Annotated in this window: 17 protein-coding genes and 1 riboswitch; of the genes, 13 read left to right on the forward strand and 4 right to left on the reverse strand. The window is 64.3% G+C overall.

Annotation, left to right across the window (positions count from 1 at the left end; all coding sequences use genetic code 11):
• The 9 genes from KR767_RS04245 to ppa all read left to right on the forward strand — a co-directional run bounded on the left by KR767_RS04245 (position 1) and on the right by ppa (position 9,011).
• Positions 1 to 321, forward strand: coding sequence for a hypothetical protein (locus KR767_RS04245; protein WP_250878221.1), 321 nt, complete (start codon positions 1 to 3; stop codon positions 319 to 321).
• Positions 318 to 1,001: a DUF2786 domain-containing protein gene (locus tag KR767_RS04250; protein WP_250878222.1), complete on the forward strand. Its 684-nt coding sequence runs from the start codon at positions 318 to 320 to the stop codon at positions 999 to 1,001. Before KR767_RS04245 ends, KR767_RS04250 begins: the two co-directional genes overlap by 4 nt.
• Positions 998 to 1,486 (forward strand): gp16 family protein, encoded by a 489-nt coding sequence (locus KR767_RS04255; protein ID WP_250878223.1) that lies wholly within the window; start codon positions 998 to 1,000, stop codon positions 1,484 to 1,486. The genes KR767_RS04250 and KR767_RS04255 overlap by 4 nt, the downstream gene beginning before the upstream one ends.
• A complete protein-coding gene (locus KR767_RS04260) occupies positions 1,486 to 1,839 on the forward strand; it encodes a Mor transcription activator family protein (RefSeq protein WP_250878224.1) in 354 nt (117 codons plus the stop codon). The genes KR767_RS04255 and KR767_RS04260 overlap by 1 nt, the downstream gene beginning before the upstream one ends.
• A gap of 135 nt (positions 1,840 to 1,974) precedes the next feature.
• The gene (locus KR767_RS04265; protein ID WP_250879115.1) at positions 1,975 to 3,201 is read left to right on the forward strand and encodes an amidohydrolase family protein; all 1,227 of its coding nucleotides are present in this window, start codon (positions 1,975 to 1,977) and stop codon (positions 3,199 to 3,201) included.
• A 128-nt stretch (positions 3,202 to 3,329) separates the two neighbouring features.
• Positions 3,330 to 3,797 carry an RcnB family protein gene (locus KR767_RS04270; RefSeq protein WP_250878225.1) on the forward strand — a complete coding sequence of 156 codons (468 nt, stop codon included), beginning with the start codon at positions 3,330 to 3,332 and terminating at the stop codon, positions 3,795 to 3,797.
• A gap of 99 nt (positions 3,798 to 3,896) precedes the next feature.
• Positions 3,897 to 5,945, forward strand: a complete 2,049-nt coding sequence (locus KR767_RS04275) for a sodium-translocating pyrophosphatase (protein WP_250878226.1) — start codon at positions 3,897 to 3,899, stop codon at positions 5,943 to 5,945.
• A gap of 318 nt (positions 5,946 to 6,263) precedes the next feature.
• On the forward strand, positions 6,264 to 8,345 hold the full coding sequence (locus KR767_RS04280; RefSeq protein WP_425602745.1) for a prolyl oligopeptidase family serine peptidase: 2,082 nt from the start codon (positions 6,264 to 6,266) through the stop codon (positions 8,343 to 8,345).
• A gap of 132 nt (positions 8,346 to 8,477) precedes the next feature.
• Positions 8,478 to 9,011 carry an inorganic diphosphatase gene (gene ppa / locus KR767_RS04285; RefSeq protein ID WP_166951872.1) on the forward strand — a complete coding sequence of 178 codons (534 nt, stop codon included), beginning with the start codon at positions 8,478 to 8,480 and terminating at the stop codon, positions 9,009 to 9,011.
• A 166-nt stretch (positions 9,012 to 9,177) separates the two neighbouring features.
• On the opposite strand, the gene KR767_RS04290 is transcribed toward ppa, so the two are convergent.
• The 4 genes from KR767_RS04290 to KR767_RS04305 all read right to left on the reverse strand — a co-directional run bounded on the left by KR767_RS04290 (position 9,178) and on the right by KR767_RS04305 (position 13,692).
• A complete protein-coding gene (locus KR767_RS04290) occupies positions 9,178 to 10,206 on the reverse strand; it encodes a DUF2333 family protein (protein ID WP_425602723.1) in 1,029 nt (342 codons plus the stop codon).
• A 37-nt stretch (positions 10,207 to 10,243) separates the two neighbouring features.
• The gene (locus KR767_RS04295; protein WP_250878228.1) at positions 10,244 to 10,816 is read right to left on the reverse strand and encodes a ferritin-like domain-containing protein; all 573 of its coding nucleotides are present in this window, start codon (positions 10,814 to 10,816) and stop codon (positions 10,244 to 10,246) included.
• A 163-nt stretch (positions 10,817 to 10,979) separates the two neighbouring features.
• The gene (gene thiC / locus KR767_RS04300; RefSeq protein WP_284732869.1) at positions 10,980 to 12,821 is read right to left on the reverse strand and encodes a phosphomethylpyrimidine synthase ThiC; all 1,842 of its coding nucleotides are present in this window, start codon (positions 12,819 to 12,821) and stop codon (positions 10,980 to 10,982) included.
• A 73-nt stretch (positions 12,822 to 12,894) separates the two neighbouring features.
• Positions 12,895 to 12,994, reverse strand: a riboswitch (TPP riboswitch).
• 35 nt (positions 12,995 to 13,029) lie between these two features.
• The gene (locus KR767_RS04305; RefSeq protein ID WP_166951883.1) at positions 13,030 to 13,692 is read right to left on the reverse strand and encodes a TetR/AcrR family transcriptional regulator; all 663 of its coding nucleotides are present in this window, start codon (positions 13,690 to 13,692) and stop codon (positions 13,030 to 13,032) included.
• A gap of 364 nt (positions 13,693 to 14,056) precedes the next feature.
• Here KR767_RS04305 and KR767_RS04310 point away from each other — a divergent pair, with 364 nt between their 5' ends.
• The 4 genes from KR767_RS04310 to KR767_RS04325 all read left to right on the forward strand — a co-directional run bounded on the left by KR767_RS04310 (position 14,057) and on the right by KR767_RS04325 (position 17,559).
• Positions 14,057 to 14,716, forward strand: coding sequence for a protein-L-isoaspartate O-methyltransferase family protein (locus KR767_RS04310; protein WP_166951886.1), 660 nt, complete (start codon positions 14,057 to 14,059; stop codon positions 14,714 to 14,716).
• 35 nt (positions 14,717 to 14,751) lie between these two features.
• Entirely contained in the window at positions 14,752 to 16,143 is a 1,392-nt protein-coding gene (locus KR767_RS04315) for a TolC family outer membrane protein (protein ID WP_166951889.1), read from the forward strand.
• A gap of 202 nt (positions 16,144 to 16,345) precedes the next feature.
• A complete protein-coding gene (locus KR767_RS04320) occupies positions 16,346 to 16,939 on the forward strand; it encodes a hypothetical protein (protein WP_250878229.1) in 594 nt (197 codons plus the stop codon).
• Between the two features lie 17 nt (positions 16,940 to 16,956).
• Positions 16,957 to 17,559: a hypothetical protein gene (locus tag KR767_RS04325; protein ID WP_250878230.1), complete on the forward strand. Its 603-nt coding sequence runs from the start codon at positions 16,957 to 16,959 to the stop codon at positions 17,557 to 17,559.
• Positions 17,560 to 17,563 lie beyond the last annotated feature (4 nt).

The following is a 17,563-nucleotide window of genomic DNA, read 5'->3' on the forward strand; positions in this document are numbered from 1 at the left end:
ATGGAACACACCACTGACAAGACCAGCATCGCGTCTGTGATGAACAACGGGACCACGCCTGGGTTCCCTCCGCTGAGGTGCATCCGGCTATCAAAAACGGTGATGGGCGCCGTGCGTAGTGCGCTGATGAGAATGTTTCTTTCGCTCATCGGCAACACGTTGTGCCTGGTCGGCAGCTATGCCCTGGGTGGTGTCCTCTGGTACGTCATCACCGTGGTTCTGACCCTGATATTCGGCCAGCTATTCGGTCAGAGCTGGTCCCTAGTCAACTGGATGCGCGATCGAGTGCGCATCGCTCGTCTGAAGGAGCCCATGCAATGAACAGGGAACACATCCTCCGCAAGATCAAGGCCTGCCTACGGTTGGCTGCATCATCGAATCCTAACGAGGCAGCGTCGGCGCTCCGACAGGCTCAGGCGATGATGCGGGCCCACGGGATCACCCACGCTGAGGCGCTGAACGTTGATATGGCCGAAGTCGATACCCGATACCGGGGGGCGTTGCCTCCCACCTCGATCGTCGTCCTGGCAGACATGGCGGCCACTGCCTTCGGAAGTCGGTTGATCATCATGCGTTCGTGGCGGGGCCGTAGTGGATCTACGAAGATCCGGTACTACGGAGCCGATGGCGGGGCGGAGATATCTGCCTTTGCATTCACCGTGCTTCGCCGTCAACTTGATGCCGACCGCCTGAAACACATCGCAAGGGTGCGCAAGCGTGCCAACCGCGAAGGCCGTGGCGAGGCTTTCGCCCAAGGCTGGGTGCAGGCAGTGGCCCGACTCCTACCGGCGAGCGAGGTGGCGAAGGTCAAACGGGCTGCGATCGATGCGGTCGTGCAGGAAAATCACCCCGAGACACAGTCAACAAGCGGCCGTGACCTGATGTCTAAGGGCAAAAGCACGGAGCGGGACGCCGATGCCGGCTATCACGCCGGCAATGGCGCCCGCTTGCATCGGGGCGTCAGCGGCACCAAGCATCAGGGTCTGGAGCATCTACCGTGACGGCGGCCCAGCGCCCCGAGGCCAAGGCGGCAAAACCCAGGAGCATGCGCAACGACCAGTTGGGCAAGATCCATATCGCCGCCAAGCAACTTGGCATGGACGACTCGACCTATCGGGACATGCTGTGGTCGATTGGCCGGGTACGGTCTGCCAAAGACCTCGATCTCGCCGGGCGGGAGGCCGTGCTGAAGCACCTGGCCGCCTGCGGCTGGAAGAACCCCCGTCCGTCGACCTCCGCCCGATCGCCATACAGCAAAGGGAGTCGGGCCGCCCTGATCCGGCACCTATGGACGCGCTTGGCTCAAGCCGGCCAGGTGCAGGACGGGACCGACGCGGCGCTCCGTGCCTTCGTGCGCAACCAGTCCGCCCCACACCATCCCGCCAAGACGGGGTGGGATCACCCGAATCTGCTGCCGACCTGGGTGGCTGGCAAGGTCATTGAGCACCTCAAGCAGTGGTGCGAGCGTGCTGGCGTGGAGCGGTAATGGGCAAGCCGGCCACTCGCATCCCTGAACTTATCCGCGACTGGAAGGAGATCGCGGCCGAAGCGCTGGTCGATGCCGGGATGCCCCAGGAGCGTGCCCAGGAAGTGGCCCTACAGGTGGTCCGCCGCTTGTGCGAGGCGTACGCCGGCCAGCAGTTCTATATGCCCGTGTGGCTCTCCATGCGGATCACCGAACGGGACAGGAAGATCGCCGCCGAGGTCGCCGCCGGGCGTAGCCCGGATGCCGTGGCAAAGGCCTACTCGCTCCACTTGACGACGATCTACGCCATCTGCCGCCGGGTAGCGGCCGCCGAGCTTGCCGAGCGTCAGCAGACGCTCTTCGCGGACGACTGATCGCGGCCTCGCCGCTTTTCGTCCCCTGCAAGTCATTTTCAGTTCGGCTTCCCGCTATATCCCCTTGGGTCCCTCTATTTCCCGGTTTATCAACTGATCTCCCCTGGGATTATCAAGACAGAGATCAATATCGGCATTCGCGACGGGCGCTTCGCCGCCATCGGGCCCGCGCTGGAAGCGAACGGCGTGGAGGAAATCGACGCGAAGGGCCGGCTGGTCACGCCGCCCTTCGTCGACGCCCATTTCCACATGGACGCCACGCTGTCGCTGGGCCTGCCCCGCCTCAACGCCTCGGGCACGCTGCTCGAAGGCATCGCCCTGTGGGGCGAACTGAAGCCGCACCTCACCATCGACGCTCTCATCGAGCGCGCCATGGCCTACTGCGACATGGCCGTGGCCCAGGGCCTGCTGGCCATCCGCAGCCATGTGGATATCTGCGACGACCGCCTGCTCGCCGTCGAGGCCCTGCTCGAAGTAAAGCGCCGCGTCGCGCCCTACCTGCACCTGGAACTGGTGGCCTTCCCACAGGACGGCCTGCTGCGCTCGGGGAATGCCAAGGCCAACCTCGTACGTGCGCTGGACATGGGCGTGGATGTCGTGGGCGGTATTCCGCACTTCGAACGCACCATGGCCGACGGCGCCGAATCCATCCGCTGGCTGTGTGAACTGGCCGCCGAACGCGGCCTGCGCGTGGACATGCACTGCGATGAATCCGACGACCCACTGTCGCGCCATATCGAAACCCTGGCCGCGGAAACCCGCCGCATCGGCTTGCAGGGGCGGGTGACCGGCTCGCACCTGACGTCCATGCATTCGATGGACAACTACTACGTCTCCAAACTGCTGCCGTTGATCGCCGAGGCCGGCGTGCATGCCATCGCCAATCCGCTCATCAACATCACCTTGCAGGGCCGCCACGACACCTACCCGAAACGCCGCGGCATGACCCGCGTGCCCGAACTGCTGGCAGCGGGCGTAAACGTTGCCTTCGGCCACGACTGCGCGATGGACCCCTGGTACGGCATGGGTTCCGGCGACATGCTGGAGGTAGCCCACATGGGCCTGCACGTCGCGCAGATGACCTCCACGCAGGGCGTCGCGCAGTGTTTCGATGCCGTCACCCGCAATCCGGCCCGTGTGCTGGGCCTGGAAGGGTATGGCATCGCCGAAGGCCAGCGGGCCGACCTGGTGCTGTTGCAGGCCGGCGATGCCTACGAAGCCATCCGCCTGCGCGCCGCCCGCCTGCTGATCGTCCGTGGGGGCCAGGTGCTGGCACGCGCCCCGGAACGGCAGACGGCATTGCGCCTGCCCGGCCGCCCCGAGCGCATCTCCCTGGAATTCCGCCCCGGCTCCATCGCCTGAATTCGCTGTCGCGCAGGTGAACGACCCGTGATGCCGTAAGACCTTGCGTTCAGGCGCAGGTTCCTAGCATCCGGGTCGTCGGTCGGCCGCAAGGAGTGCGGCAGGTGACCGCCCCAAGGAGACCTGCGATGAAAACCTTCCTGCTCAGCGCCCTCGCCGGACTGGCCCTGCTTGCGGCCCCGGCCGCGTTCGCCGATCCGGATCACCACGATCATGATCGCGGCCGCTACGACCATCGCCACGATGGCGGTCATGGGCACAATGATCGCGGCTGGCACGGGGATCGTGACTGGCGGGGCGATCGCGACCGTGGCTGGCATGGTCATCGTCCGCTGCCGCCTCCGCCCCCGCCGCGCTATTACGGGCATGGTCACTACTACCAGCCGGCGTACTACAACCGCCCGCCTCCGCCGCCACGCTATTACGGCCACTGGGAACGCGGTCATCGCTACTACGGCTCGCACACGGTGATCCGCGATTACGGCTATTACCGTCTGCGTCCGCCGCCGCGTGGCTACCACTGGGTACGCGACAACAACGACTTCCTGCTCGTGGCCATCGCCACCGGCATCATCCTGGACATGGCCACGCGCTGATCGCCCATGTAACGGTGCAGCGCACAACAGCTTCGCAAGCCTCCGGTGCCTATACTCGGACCGGGCCCTTCCGGGCTCCTACAATTCGGGGAGGCTTCGATGCTGCAACAGTACGGTTTATGGATCGCGCTGGCATGTGCGGTCGTTGCGATTCTGTACGGTGCATTTTCGGTCAGTTGGGTACTGGCCCGATCGCCCGGCAACGAACGGATGCAGGAGATCGCCGCGGCGATCCAGGAAGGCGCCCGCGCCTACCTCAACCGCCAGTACGCCACCATCGGTGTCGTCGGCATCGTGCTTTTCCTTCTCATCGGCATCTTCCTCGACTGGGGAACCGCCATCGGCTTCGCGCTGGGGGCGCTGCTCTCGGGAGCGGCCGGCTACATCGGCATGAACGTTTCGGTTCGTGCCAACGTGCGTACTGCCGAGGCCGCCAGAAGCGGCCTTTCTTCTGCCCTGGCGGTGGCATTCCGTGGTGGTGCCGTCACCGGCATGCTGGTGGTTGGCCTGGGCCTGCTGGGCGTGGCCGGTTACTACGGCGTGCTGATGCACCTGGGCTACGAACGCAGTCACGCCCTGCATGCGCTGATCGGCCTGGCCTTCGGGTCGTCGCTGATCTCGATCTTTGCCCGCCTCGGCGGTGGCATCTTCACCAAGGGTGCGGACGTGGGCGCCGATCTCGTGGGCAAGGTGGAGGCCGGCATTCCCGAGGACGATCCGCGCAATCCGGCGGTGATCGCGGACAACGTGGGTGACAACGTCGGTGACTGCGCCGGCATGGCCGCCGACCTGTTCGAAACCTACGCCGTCACCCTTATCGCCACCATGCTGCTCGGCGGCGTGATGGCCACGGAGACCGGGCCTTCCGGGGTGCTTTATCCGCTGGTGCTGGGTGGCGCATCCATCGTGGCCTCGGTGATCGGCACCTTCTTCGTGAAGACCCGCGGCGGCAAGATCATGAATGCGCTGTATGCCGGCGTGTTCGTATCCGCCCTGCTGGCGGCCATCGCTTTCTGGCCGATCACGCAGTCGCTGATGGCCGACTCCGCCTACGGTGCCGGGCGCATCTTCGGCTGCGCGATCATCGGGCTCGTGCTCACCGGAGCGATGGTGGTCATCACCGAGTACTACACGGCCACGGAATACCGGCCCGTGCGCCATGTGGCGCAGTCGTCCACTACCGGGCATGCGACGAACATCATCGCGGGGCTGGGCGTGTCGATGAAGTCCACTGCATTGCCGGTGCTGGCGGTCTGTGCAGCCATCTGGGGGGCGTATGCGCTGGCTGGTCTCTACGGCATCGCCATCGCCGCCACGGCCATGCTGAGCATGACGGGCATGGTGGTGGCGCTGGACGCCTACGGCCCTATCACCGACAACGCGGGCGGCATCGCCGAGATGGCCGAGCTTCCGGCCGAGGTGCGTGGTGTCACCGACCCGCTGGATGCCGTGGGCAACACGACCAAGGCGGTGACCAAGGGTTATGCGATCGGCTCGGCCGGTCTTGCCGCACTGGTGCTGTTTGCCGACTACACGCATAACCTCGGCCTGCATTTCGGCGGAGCGGAGGTGCGTTTCGATCTCTCCAACCATTACGTGATCATCGGTTTGTTGATCGGCGGACTCATTCCCTACCTGTTCGCCGCGATGGCGATGGAGGCGGTGGGTCGTGCCGCCGGCGCGGTGGTGGAGGAAGTGCGCAGGCAGTTCCGCGAGATCGCCGGGATCATGGAGGGCACCACGCGGCCGGATTATTCCCGCGCCGTGGACATGCTCACCCGTTCGGCCATTCGCGAGATGCTGGTGCCGTCGCTACTGCCGGTGCTGGTGCCAGTGGTGGTGATCTTCGGGTTCAAGTGGCTGGGTGGGCCTGAGGCCGGTGCGCAGGCGCTGGGCGGCGTGTTGATCGGCACCATCGTCACCGGATTGTTCGTGGCCATTTCCATGACCACCGGTGGCGGGGCGTGGGACAACGCCAAGAAGTACATCGAGGACGGGCACTTCGGTGGCAAGGGTTCCGATGCCCACAAGGCGGCCGTCACGGGCGATACGGTAGGTGATCCGTACAAGGACACCGCCGGGCCGGCGGTGAATCCGTTGATCAAGATCATCAATATCGTGGCGTTGTTGTTGATTCCGTTGTTGTGAGTTGGGGGCCCGCCTGGGCGTCTTCGTGATTCCGGTCGCGCGCGAGGCGCGCTCCTACAAGAGCCGGTGGACTGCAATGGCTCTTGTAGGAGCGCGCCTGCGCGCGACCCGGAAGCCCCACAACGCCCACACCCCCTTGTAGGAGCGCGCCTCGCGCGCGACCGGATCGGAGCAAGATCCCCGGATAGGGCAAAAGTCATGGGGTACCCCCGGCTCCCCCTGCGTTAAGGTCAAGGATCACGTCTTTTACCGACCAGGAATCCTCGACCCATGCAACGACGCTGGATTGCGCTGGCCATCGCCCTTACCTTCAGTGGCATGACCCAGGCACACGACACTCCGAAGACCGCCCCTGCCGCCGCCCAGGCCGCTACCGGCGACGACGAAAACCTCTGGCTCGACGACATCGACGGTGCCAAGCCGCTCGAATGGGTCAAGTCGGAAAACGCCCGCACCGTGGCGAAGTACGCCGAAGGCCAGGATTTCAAATCCCTCGACGCCCGCCTGCTCGAAGTGCTCGACTCCGACGCCAAGATCCCCATGGTCTCGCGCATCGGTGACAGCTACTACAACTTCTGGCGCGACAAGGAACACCCCAAGGGCATCTGGCGCCGTACCTCGCTGGCCGAGTACCGCAAGGACAAGCCCAACTGGGAAACGGTGATCGATCTCGATGCGCTGAACGCCGCCGAGAAGGAAAACTGGGTGTGGCATGGTGCCCAGTGCCTTAAGCCCGACTACCGCCGCTGCCTGCTGTCGCTCTCGCGCGGCGGTGCCGATGCCGACGTGGTCCGCGAGTTCGACCTCACCACGAAGTCCTTCATCAAGGATGGCTTCACCCTGCCCGAGGCCAAGAGCCAGATCGCCTGGATCGACCAGGACCACATCTACGTGGCCACCGATTTCGGCCCGGGCTCCATGACCGATTCCAGTTACCCGCGCATCGTGAAGGAATGGAAGCGCGGCACGCCGCTGTCGTCCGCCACCACGGTGTACGAAGGCCAGAAGACCGACATGTCCATCTCGGCCTTCCGCGACCGCACCCCGGGCTTCGAGCGCGACTTCGTGCATCGCGCGCTGGCGTTCTACAACTCCGAAACCTACCTTCGCGGCAAGGACGGCAAGCTCACCAAGATCGACGTGCCCAACGACGCCGAGACCGACGTCGAGCGCGAATGGCTGCTGATCGAACCACGCACCGACTGGACCGTGGGCGGCAAGACCTACCCCTCCGGCTCGCTGCTGGCAACGAAGTTCGACGATTTCATGGCCGGCAAGCGAGAGATCACCGTGCTGTTCGCGCCGGATGCGCACAGCTCGCTGGCCAGCTATTCGTGGACGCGCAACCACCTCATCGTCAACACGATGCGTGACGTGGTGAGCCAGCTCCAGGTGCTCACGCCCGCCGCCAGCGGCCCGTGGAAGAGCGAAACGCTCGGGGGTGCCCCGGCCCTCAGCACCGTGCAGGCCTCGGGCGTAGATGCCGACGACAGCGACGATTACTTCATGATCGTCACGGGCTTCCTCCAGCCCACCACGCTGTATTTCGGCACCGTCGGCAAGGATGGCGGCGCGCAGGAACTCAAGCACAGCCCGGCCTTCTTCGATGCGTCGAAGTTCGACGTGAGCCAGCACTTCGCCACCTCGAAGGACGGCACCAAGGTGCCCTACTTCGAAATCGCGCCGAAGTCGCTGAAGACCGACGGCAACAACCCCACCCTGGTCTACGGCTACGGCGGCTTCGAAATCTCGTTGCAGCCCGCCTACTCGGCCGGCGTCGGCCGTGCCTGGCTGGAAAAGGGCGGGGTCTACGTCATCGCCAATATCCGTGGCGGCGGCGAATACGGTCCGCGCTGGCACCAGGCCGCCCAGAAGGCCAACCGTCCGCGTGCCTATGAAGACTTCGCGGCCGTGTCGCAGGACCTGATCGACCGCAAGATCACCAGCCCGAAGCACATGGGCATGATGGGCGGCAGCAACGGCGGCCTGCTGGCGGGCAACATGCTCACCAAGTACCCGCAACTGTACGGCGCCGTGGTCAGCCAGGTGGCCCTGCTCGACATGAAGCGCTACCCGCACATGTCCGCCGGTGCCTCGTGGATGGCCGAGTACGGCAACCCGGACAACCCGGAGGAATGGAAATACATCCAGACCTTCTCGCCGTACCACAACCTGCACAAGGGCACCCATTACCCGGCCGTGCTGTTCACCACCTCCACCCGCGACGACCGCGTGGGCCCGGTGCACGCCCGCAAGATGGCGGCCCGGATGCAGGCCATGGGCTTCGATGCCAGCTTCTACGAGAACATCGAGGGTGGCCACGGGGCGGCGGCGGATAACAAGCAGTCGGCGTTCATGAACGCGCTGTCGTATACCTATCTTTGGGAACACCTGAAATAAGGTGAGGGTGGGCCTTGCGTGCGGCCGGTGCCGGTCGCGCGCGAGGCGCGCTCCTACGGGGCATTTGGACCCCGGGGGGTGCAGGGCTTATTCTATGGGGCGGATCTAACCCCTGAATAAGCAAGGAATACCATGGGCCTGCACCTCGTTCCCGCCGGCAAGCATGTGCCGGACGACATCAACGTCATCATCGAAATTCCGAAGGACGCCGAGCCCGTCAAGTACGAAGTGGACAAGGAAAGCGGCGCGATCTTCGTCGACCGCATCCTCTCCACCCCGATGCGCTACCCCTGCAACTACGGCTATGTGCCGGGCACCCTGGGTGGCGACGGCGATCCGCTTGACGCCCTGGTGATCCTGCCCCTGCCGCTGGTCCCGGGCTCGGTCATCCGCTGCCATCCGGTCGGCATGCTCAAGATGACCGACGAAGCGGGTGCTGACGAAAAGCTGGTGGTCGTGCCCCACGGCAAGATCTTCGGCGGCTACGCCCACATCAACGATATCGCCCAGGTGTCCGGCCACTGGCTGGAGCGCATCGGCCACTTCTTCGAGCACTACAAGGATCTCGAGAAGGGCAAGTGGGTCAAGGTGGATGGCTGGGTCGGCGCCGACGAGGCCAAGGCCGAGATCACCGCCGGCATCGCGCGTTACCAGGCTTCGAAGTAAGACGACCAGGGGCACGCTTTGTGTGTGGCCGGGTCCGGTCGCATTCGAAGCCCCTGTAGGAGCGCGCCTTGCGCGCGACCACAGGTTTATCGCGAAAACCGGTCGCGCGCAGGCGCGCTCCTACAGAGAGACGAAAAAGCCCGCGTCAGCGGGCTTTTCTTGTGGCTCAGCCCCGACCCAGCAGGGCTCGCAGGTCGATGATCGCGGCGTTAGCTCGCGAGATGTAGTTGGCCATCACCAGCGAATGGTTGGCGAAGAAGCCGAATGGCGAGCCGTTGAGAACCACCGGGCTACCCAGCGCCTTCTGCGATTCCTCCAGCTCGCGGATCACCTGCTGGAGGCTGGCATCGGCATTCTTGGACTTCAGGATGGGCCCGAAGTCGTGGCGGAAGGCTTTCAACTGTTCCAGAAGGGCCCAGGTGTAACCCCGGGCTTCGTAGAAGTTGTCGTCGATCTTGTTCCAGGGCGTCTTCTCGTAGACGGCCTTGGCCGGCGCCGCATTGGCGCCCACGTCGGCGTTGGGCGCCGCGTCGACCTTGAGCTGGCCCACGCTGGCCGACAGTCGCTGGGACAGCGAGCCCAGGCGGGTCGAGACCGTCTGCAGGTAGTCGGCCAGGTTGTCGGCGCGGGCGTAGAAGTGGGCGTTGCCATCCTCCGAGTCACTCAGGCGGCCCAGGTAGTCTTCCAGGTCGTTCGTGGCCTTGCGGTACTGGGATTCCGTGCTGGGAAACAGCCAGCGATCGTTGGGGCTGTTGAGCAGGGGGTCGGCCTCGCCGAGCGCCTTGTCCTCCGTGGACTGGGTCTGCGAACGGCTGAAGTCGTTGCGCAGGGCCCGTACGAGGTCGCGCGAGGCGGTGAGCGAGCCGAATTCCCAGTTGGGGATGTTGTCCATGAACGCCCCGGGCGGCAGCCGGTCGTTGCTCAGGTAGCCGCCGCGCTTGTCCATCAGGGTGTCGACGGAGCGGATCAACGTGTAGGTGGTGACGGCACCCGTGCTCACGGGGCGGCCGAGGTCCTTCATGTGTGCGGCGGTCACGGCGACCGGATCGAACTGCTCCGGTTCCTTGTCCCACCACCACATGAAGAACAGCACCAGCAGAATGAGAAGCGTGATCGGCAGTGCGATCACGAGGCTCAAGGATCGGCGCCTGCGTTTCGGGGCAGGCGCGGGGGCGGCGGTCGCGTTCATGGTCATCCTTCGTCAGAGCGAACGTTCGCCCCTAGCTTACCCCTCAATGCTTCGAGGGTGCCGCCGGCTCACCCTTCTTGCCGAGATTCTCCAGCAAGGTCGCCATGTCTTCGGCGTGCTCTTCTTCCTGCGCGAGGATGTCTTCCATGATGCGGCGCGTGGTCGGATCATCGTCGCCGATGTAGTTCACGATGTCGCGGTAGCTGTCGATGGCGATGCGCTCGGCAACGAGGTCTTCCTTGATCATGTCGACCAGGTCCACGCCTTCGACGTAATCGGCATGACTGCGTGAAAGCAGGCCTTCCGGGCTGAAATTCGGTGTGCCGTCGAGCTGGGTGATGCGCTCCGCGATGCGGTCGGCATGCACCTGTTCTTCGTTGGCATGTTCGAGGAATTCGGCCTTGACGCTCTGCGAGTGGATGCCCGGCGCCATGTAGTAGTGATACTTGTAGCGGAGCACGCAGACGATCTCGGTGGCCAGCGCTTCGTTGAGCAGTTTGATCACCGTTTCGCGATCCGCGCGATACCCCGAGGTAATCGCCCCCTTGTCGATGTGCTCGCGGGCGCGCTTACGAATGTTCTCGATATCGCTGACGAATGGCTTGGCTTTGGACATGGCCTTAGGTCTCCTTGGAAGGTGACGTGGGAAATGTCCCTGACGTTAGGGTGGCCGCTGGGAAGAACGGGTGAAGAATCGCCGAATGCGAATCGTGTGCATTTGGAATGCCCGGCAAGCGCCCGGCCCTGTTTCCCAGGACCGGGCGATGCCCTTCGCAACCTTACGCCCGGCGGTACACCTCGCTGCCCTGCTCCCGGAATTCCAGGGCCTTTTCTTCCATGCCCTCGGCGTACTCGCGTACGTCCTGGGTAATTTTCATCGAGCAGAACTTCGGCCCGCACATGGAGCAGAAGTGGGCCGACTTATGGGCATCCTTCGGCATCGTCTCGTCGTGGAATTCGCGTGCCTTGTCCGGATCCAGGCCCAGGTTGAACTGGTCGTCCCAGCGGAACTCGAAACGCGCCTTCGACAAGGCGTTGTCGCGTACCTGGGCACCGGGATGCCCCTTGGCCAGGTCCGCCGCATGGGCGGCGATCTTGTAGGCAATGATGCCGTCGCGCACGTCCTGCCGGTTGGGCAGGCCCAGGTGTTCCTTCGGCGTCACGTAGCAGAGCATCGCCGTGCCGAACCAGCCGATCATCGCCGCGCCGATGGCGCTGGTGATGTGGTCGTAACCCGGCGCAATGTCCGTGGTGAGTGGTCCCAGCGTATAGAACGGCGCCTCGTGGCACTTCTCCAGCTGGCGCTCCATGTTCTCCTTGATGAGCTGCATGGGCACGTGGCCGGGGCCTTCGATCATGCACTGCACGTCGTGCTTCCACGCGATCTGCGTCAGCTCGCCCAGCGTATCCAGTTCGCCGAACTGTGCCGCGTCGTTGGCATCGGCAACGCAGCCCGGGCGCAGTCCATCACCGAGGCTGAAGGACACGTCGTAGGCCTTCATGATCTCGCAGATATCCTCGAAGTGCGTGTAGAGGAAATTCTCGCGGTGATGCGCAAGGCACCACTTGGCCATGATCGAACCACCACGCGACACGATGCCGGTCACGCGCTTCGCGGTGAGTGGCACGAAACGCAGCAGCACGCCGGCATGGATCGTGAAGTAATCCACGCCCTGCTCCGCCTGCTCGATCAGCGTGTCGCGGAAGATTTCCCAGGTGAGGTCTTCGGCGACACCGCCCACCTTTTCCAGCGCCTGGTAAATGGGCACCGTGCCGATGGGTACCGGTGAATTGCGGATGATCCACTCGCGCGTTTCGTGGATGTGCTTGCCGGTGGAGAGATCCATCACGGTGTCGCCGCCCCAGCGGATCGCCCACACCAGCTTTTCCACTTCCTCGGCAATGCCGGAACTGACGGCACTGTTACCGATGTTCGCGTTGACCTTGGTGAGGAAGTTGCGGCCGATGATCATCGGCTCGGCTTCCGGGTGGTTGATGTTCGCGGGAATGATGGCGCGGCCACGGGCCACTTCATCGCGTACGAACTCAGGCGTGATCAGGCGCGGCAGGGCTGCACCGTACGCTTCGCCGGGATGCTGGGTACGCAGCGCACTCTCGCCCAGAGCTTCGATGCGCTGGTTCTCGCGGATGGCGATGTATTCCATCTCCGGCGTCACGATGCCCCGACGGGCGTAATGCATCTGGGTGACGTTGGCACCGGCCTTCGCACGCAGCGGCAGACGGCGCTCGCCGAAGCGGATGGCATCCAGGCGCGCGTCGTCCTCGCGCGAACGGCCGAACGTCGACGACAGGCCATCCAGGCGCTCCACGTCGCCACGCTCCTCGATCCATCCGGCACGCAGCGCCGGCAGGCCGGTAGCCAGGTCGATGGCGTGCGCCGGATCGGTATAGGGACCGGAGGTGTCGTAGACGACAATGGAGGGATTGGTCTCGCCACCGAACAGCGTCGGCGTGGACGACTGCGCGATCTCGCGCATGGGCACGCGCAGGTCGGGACGGCTGCCCGTCACATGGATCTTGCGGGAGCCTGAGATGGGCTGGGTAACGGATTCGGAAAGCTCGCGCGCGGCGCGGGCAAGATCGGACGGCATGGCATTCATCGGCTTCTCGGTCCTCACGGGGGAAGGGAGAAGCGGACGGCACCGCCACAGGGCACGCGCGCACAGACGCACGTCACCCGTGGGCGAAGCTTCCTACGCCGGTACCAACCGGATCAGGTTCGAAGGGACTCTCTCAGCCCGCGCTTATCGCATGGGCACCCCCGCTTCGCCGACCATTCAATCACGAAGCGGAGCAGGAAGCGAGCGATCAGGCCTCGACGCGCGGCGAATAGGCGCGCATGAACATCTCGACAGCGGCCAGCGCATTGGCACGTACTTCCTCGGCAAACTGCACGGCGCAGTCTTCGCAGCCGAACAGCCGGCGGATCAGCAGGTCGCCCTTGAGCAGGGCCAGGAACTGCGTGGTGGCGCGGGAAACGTCGGGGATATCGAGCTGGCCACGGCTGGTGGCGCCTTCGAGCAGGCGCTGCACGAGCTTGTGCATGCGGGCCGGGCCTTCTTCCCACACCAGCCGGCCGAAGCGCGGGTTGCCGCCGGAATGGCAGTCGGACAGGATGGCGCGGAAGGTGCCCACGGATTCCGTGTTGGTTTCCATGGCCGCATGGCGGCTGGCGATGTTGCCCAGGGTGACGCGGATGTCTGCGCCCGGGCTGAAATCGAACAGGTCGTCCGGCAGGCGTTCCTGCACGTGCGCGCGGATCACCTCGCGGAAGAGGTTGTCCTTGTCGCCGAAATGGCTGTAAACGGTGAGCTTGGACACGCCCGCGGACGCCGCGACGGCATCCATGCTCGTACCCGCGAAGCCACCCTGGGTAAACAGGGCCTTGGCCGCGTCGAGGATGGCCGCGCGTTTCTCCATGTCCTTCGGACGCCCCGGGCCCTGGGGTTTCATTTTCGGGCTGGCGTTCATGGCTACACCTTCACAAACAAAGATTATGACTTTATTATACGCATCGGTTTAGTTATTTCCAGCACGACGCAGTTGGCATCCGCGTCACCGGAAAAAGCGGAGCATCGCCGCCCGTCTACCTTAGAATTGAAAGTGGGGCCGCCCACGGGTGGTTCCCAATGGCTTGAAAGGATGCTCGCCATCGGTCGTTCAGCCGCCAGAACCCCGGATCTCACGGAAGCATGACTTCCGTCAGGTATGTCCGGTGACTTCCGGCACTTCGTCCGATGGCCCGGCGACCTCAGCCTTAACATTAGGGAATGTGGGCGGTAACCGCTTATCCTTCCAGACCTTTTTTTACAGATTTCGTACGGGATTGAACACCATGGCGATGAATTTCGAACAGGCCCGGCAGAACATGGTCGAGAACCAGGTCCGCCCCTGGGAGGTCCTGGATTACGACGTCCTCGAGACCCTCAAGTCGGTCCGTCGCGAAGACTTCGTCGCACCGGCCCACCGTAACGTGGCATTCGCCGACCTCACCCTGCCCCTGGGCCATGGCGAGGTGATGATGAAGCCCGTGATCGAAGGCCGTGTGTTGCAGGCCATCGCCCTGACCAAGACCGACGACGTGCTGGAAATCGGCACCGGCTCGGGTTACCTCACCGCCTGCCTTGCCCGCCTTGGCGGCAAGGTCACCAGCATCGACATGCATGCCGACTTCGTCGAGGGCGCCCGCCAGCGCCTGTCGGCTGCCGGTGTCACCAACGTCTCGCTGGAGACCGCCGAAGCCGTCAACGGCTACGCGCCGGCCGGCGTTTTCGATGTCGTCGTGGTCACCGGGGCAGTCCACGCGGTTCCCGAGAAATTCGTGCGCTGGCTGAAGGTCGGTGGCCGCATGTTCGTGGTCCGCGGCGATTCACCCGCCCAGACGGCGGTGCTCCTCACTCATGAGGGCGAGGGTCGCTTCCGCGAGGAATCCCTGTTTGAAACGGACCTTCCCTACCTGGCGCATGCTGCGCCGGTGAAGCGCTTCGTGCTCTGACCCACAAGCTTTCCCATCATCCACGAGGCGATACCATGCGCTTGAAGCTGTTCACCGTCGCGTTCGCACTGGCCGCGATGCCCTTCGCCAGCCAGGCGGAAGACCTGCTCGATGCCTACCGTCTGGCCCGGGCTAACGATCCGACGCTGTCCCAGGCCGATTCACAGCGCCTCGCCACGGGTGAAGGTGTGGTCCAGGCCCGCTCCGCCCTGCTTCCGCAGGTGAATGGCACGCTGAGCCTCAACCAGGCCGATCCGGCGGGTCCGTCACGCGTGACGCTCACCGACCCCACCACGGGCGACACCCTGCGTGACGCCCAGGGCCGGCCCATCCTGTCGAGCGACGTGGGGCACACCCGCACGCGCGCACTGGGTGCCACGGTCAACCAGGTCGTCTTCGACTTCAGCAAGATCTCCGACCTGAAGGCCGCCCACTCGTCGGCGGATTCGCAGACAGCTGCCTACGACGCTGCCGCCCAGCAGCTGTTCGCCCGTGTGGCCAGCGCCTACTTCCAGGTGCTGACCAACGACGACGCCCTGACCTTCGCCAAGGCGAACGAGCAGGCGCTCGCGCGCCAGCTTGAACAGGCGCAGCAGCGTTTCGACGTGGGCCTGTCGGCAATCACCGACGTGCAGGACGCCAAGGCCCAGCACGACTCCGCCGTGGCGTCGGTCATCACCGCCGAGAACACCCTGTCGGACTCGCGCGAAGCGCTGACCCAGATCACCGGCAAGCCGTCGGAGAACCTGAAGAAGCTGCGCGAGCAGCTGCCGATGGATGCTCCCTCGCCGAACGATCCCAACGCGTGGGTATCCCAGGCGGTCAAGACCAACCCGACCATCATCTCGGGTCAGTACAACGTCGATTCGGCCGAGCATTCCATCACCTCGGCACGCGCCGGCCACCTGCCCACGCTGAATGCCACCGCTTCGTACAACAAGCAGTCGCAGTGGACCGAAAACCTCGGCTCCATCAGCAGCGCCAGCAATCCCAACGGCCGTGGTACCACCACCGTGGGCCTCACGCTGTCGGTGCCCATCTTCTCCGGTGGCTTCACGCAGTCGAAGGTGCGCCAGGCGATCTACCAGCGCGACTCCGCCCAGGACTCGCTGGAAATCACCCGTCGCCAGGTCGTCCGCGACACGCTGAACTACTACCGTTCGGTCGTGGCCGGCATCAGCAAGGTCGGTGCGACGAAGGCCGCCGTGGAATCCGCCGAAAGCGCGCGTGACGCCACCCAGGCCGGTTTTGAGGTGGGCACCCGCACCATCGTGGACGTCCTCATCGCGCAGCAGAACCTGACCCAGGCGCTCAGCAATTACTCGCAGGCACGCCACCAGTTCATCCTCGACAAGCTGCTGCTGAAGCAGACGGCCGGCACGGTGGACTTCAAGGACATGGAAACGATCAACGCCCTGCTGCAGTAATCACGGCACACGGCGTCAGTTCAAAGACGGGCCCGCAAGGGCCCGTCTTTTTTTATGGCAGGCCATGCGCCTGCACAGCGGATCGGCATCCACCCACGCCCCGATGAGGGGCGGTCCGATCCGGACGCGCCCTTGCAATCAGGACAATGGCCTGCCGGCCAACGACATGGCCGGCCATCCCCCCATCATTCAAGGACGAACCATGACGCACCCCGCAGCCCTTGCAGGCATGGCGCTCGCGCTCCTTGGCGGAGCTACCACGCTTCATGCCATGAATCCGGAGAACCCGGCTCCCCCTTCCGACACCGGCGTATCGGTTGTCGCCATCGAATACTCCGTGTCCCAGCAGCTCACGGAGGGTGAAAGCCATGCGACGGTACTGGCTGAAACCTGGAAGCGAAGCCTGCGCGTGTGTGACGGGCATCGAGGCTTCATGAGCTCTTACGACGTCGAAAGTCTGCGGCCAGACGACGAAGTACAGACCATGCACCGCGTTTCCGCGCGGGCACGCTGCCTGCCAGACGACGGCACGTTCGCCACGGATACCGGAGCCGACCCCGTACGCCCTGCCGCTGCATTCGCATACGAAACATGGGGCACACCCGTCAGCGAGGGAAAGATCCACGCGGTGGGAACGCGGCAATCGGCCTATGAAGGGGCGAGGGATACCATCCGGAACACCTGCGCAACCACCGGGATAAAGAGCGTCCGCCTGGCGCATCACAAGAATGCACTGGGCGGCGAGTCCGTCGAAGGCTATTTCACCTGCCTGCCCGTCGACACGACGACACCCTGATTCAAGGAAGACATACCATGACGCCTTTCAAACCCATGCTGCGAGTCGCGGCAATGTTCTCGTTATGCTTCACCAGCTGCACCTTCGCCACGGACGCGGGACTGCCATCGCGGATCAGCGAAAATCTTCATTACGAGGCATTCGACTACAAGGTATTCAAGGAAGACCCAGGTATCGATGCCGATGCCGGCCTGCTGTATGCCGCACTGTGGGCAGACGCTCTCGCCTACTGCGATGCACGCGGAGGCTACCTTGCCTCATACGACAACCATCGGCGGGGCGTAGCTTATCTGGGGGTCGGCAATCTTAAGGAGACCGCCTTCGCTACCTGCGGCATCTATCCGGGCCAGGCCGCATCGGCGCCACCCGCCCCGCCCGCTCGATTGCGCGGGCTCGGCCGTCTTCCCACTGAAGGCGACACACTGGCGCTGATGGCGCTCGGTGATCGGGACGGTGCTTACAAACTCACTCGTGATGCTGCGTATGCTTTCTGCCGTGGACAGGATCGTCGCATAGCGAACGCAACATTCAGCTACAGCCCACGTGCATCGGGTGGATACAACATCGAAGCTTTCGTGCGATGTGACCCGAGGCGCCTGTCGGCGTCGAAAAACTCCTGAGCGC

It is taken from the genome of Luteibacter anthropi (assembly GCF_023699965.1).
GTDB lineage: Bacteria > Pseudomonadota > Gammaproteobacteria > Xanthomonadales > Rhodanobacteraceae > Luteibacter > Luteibacter anthropi.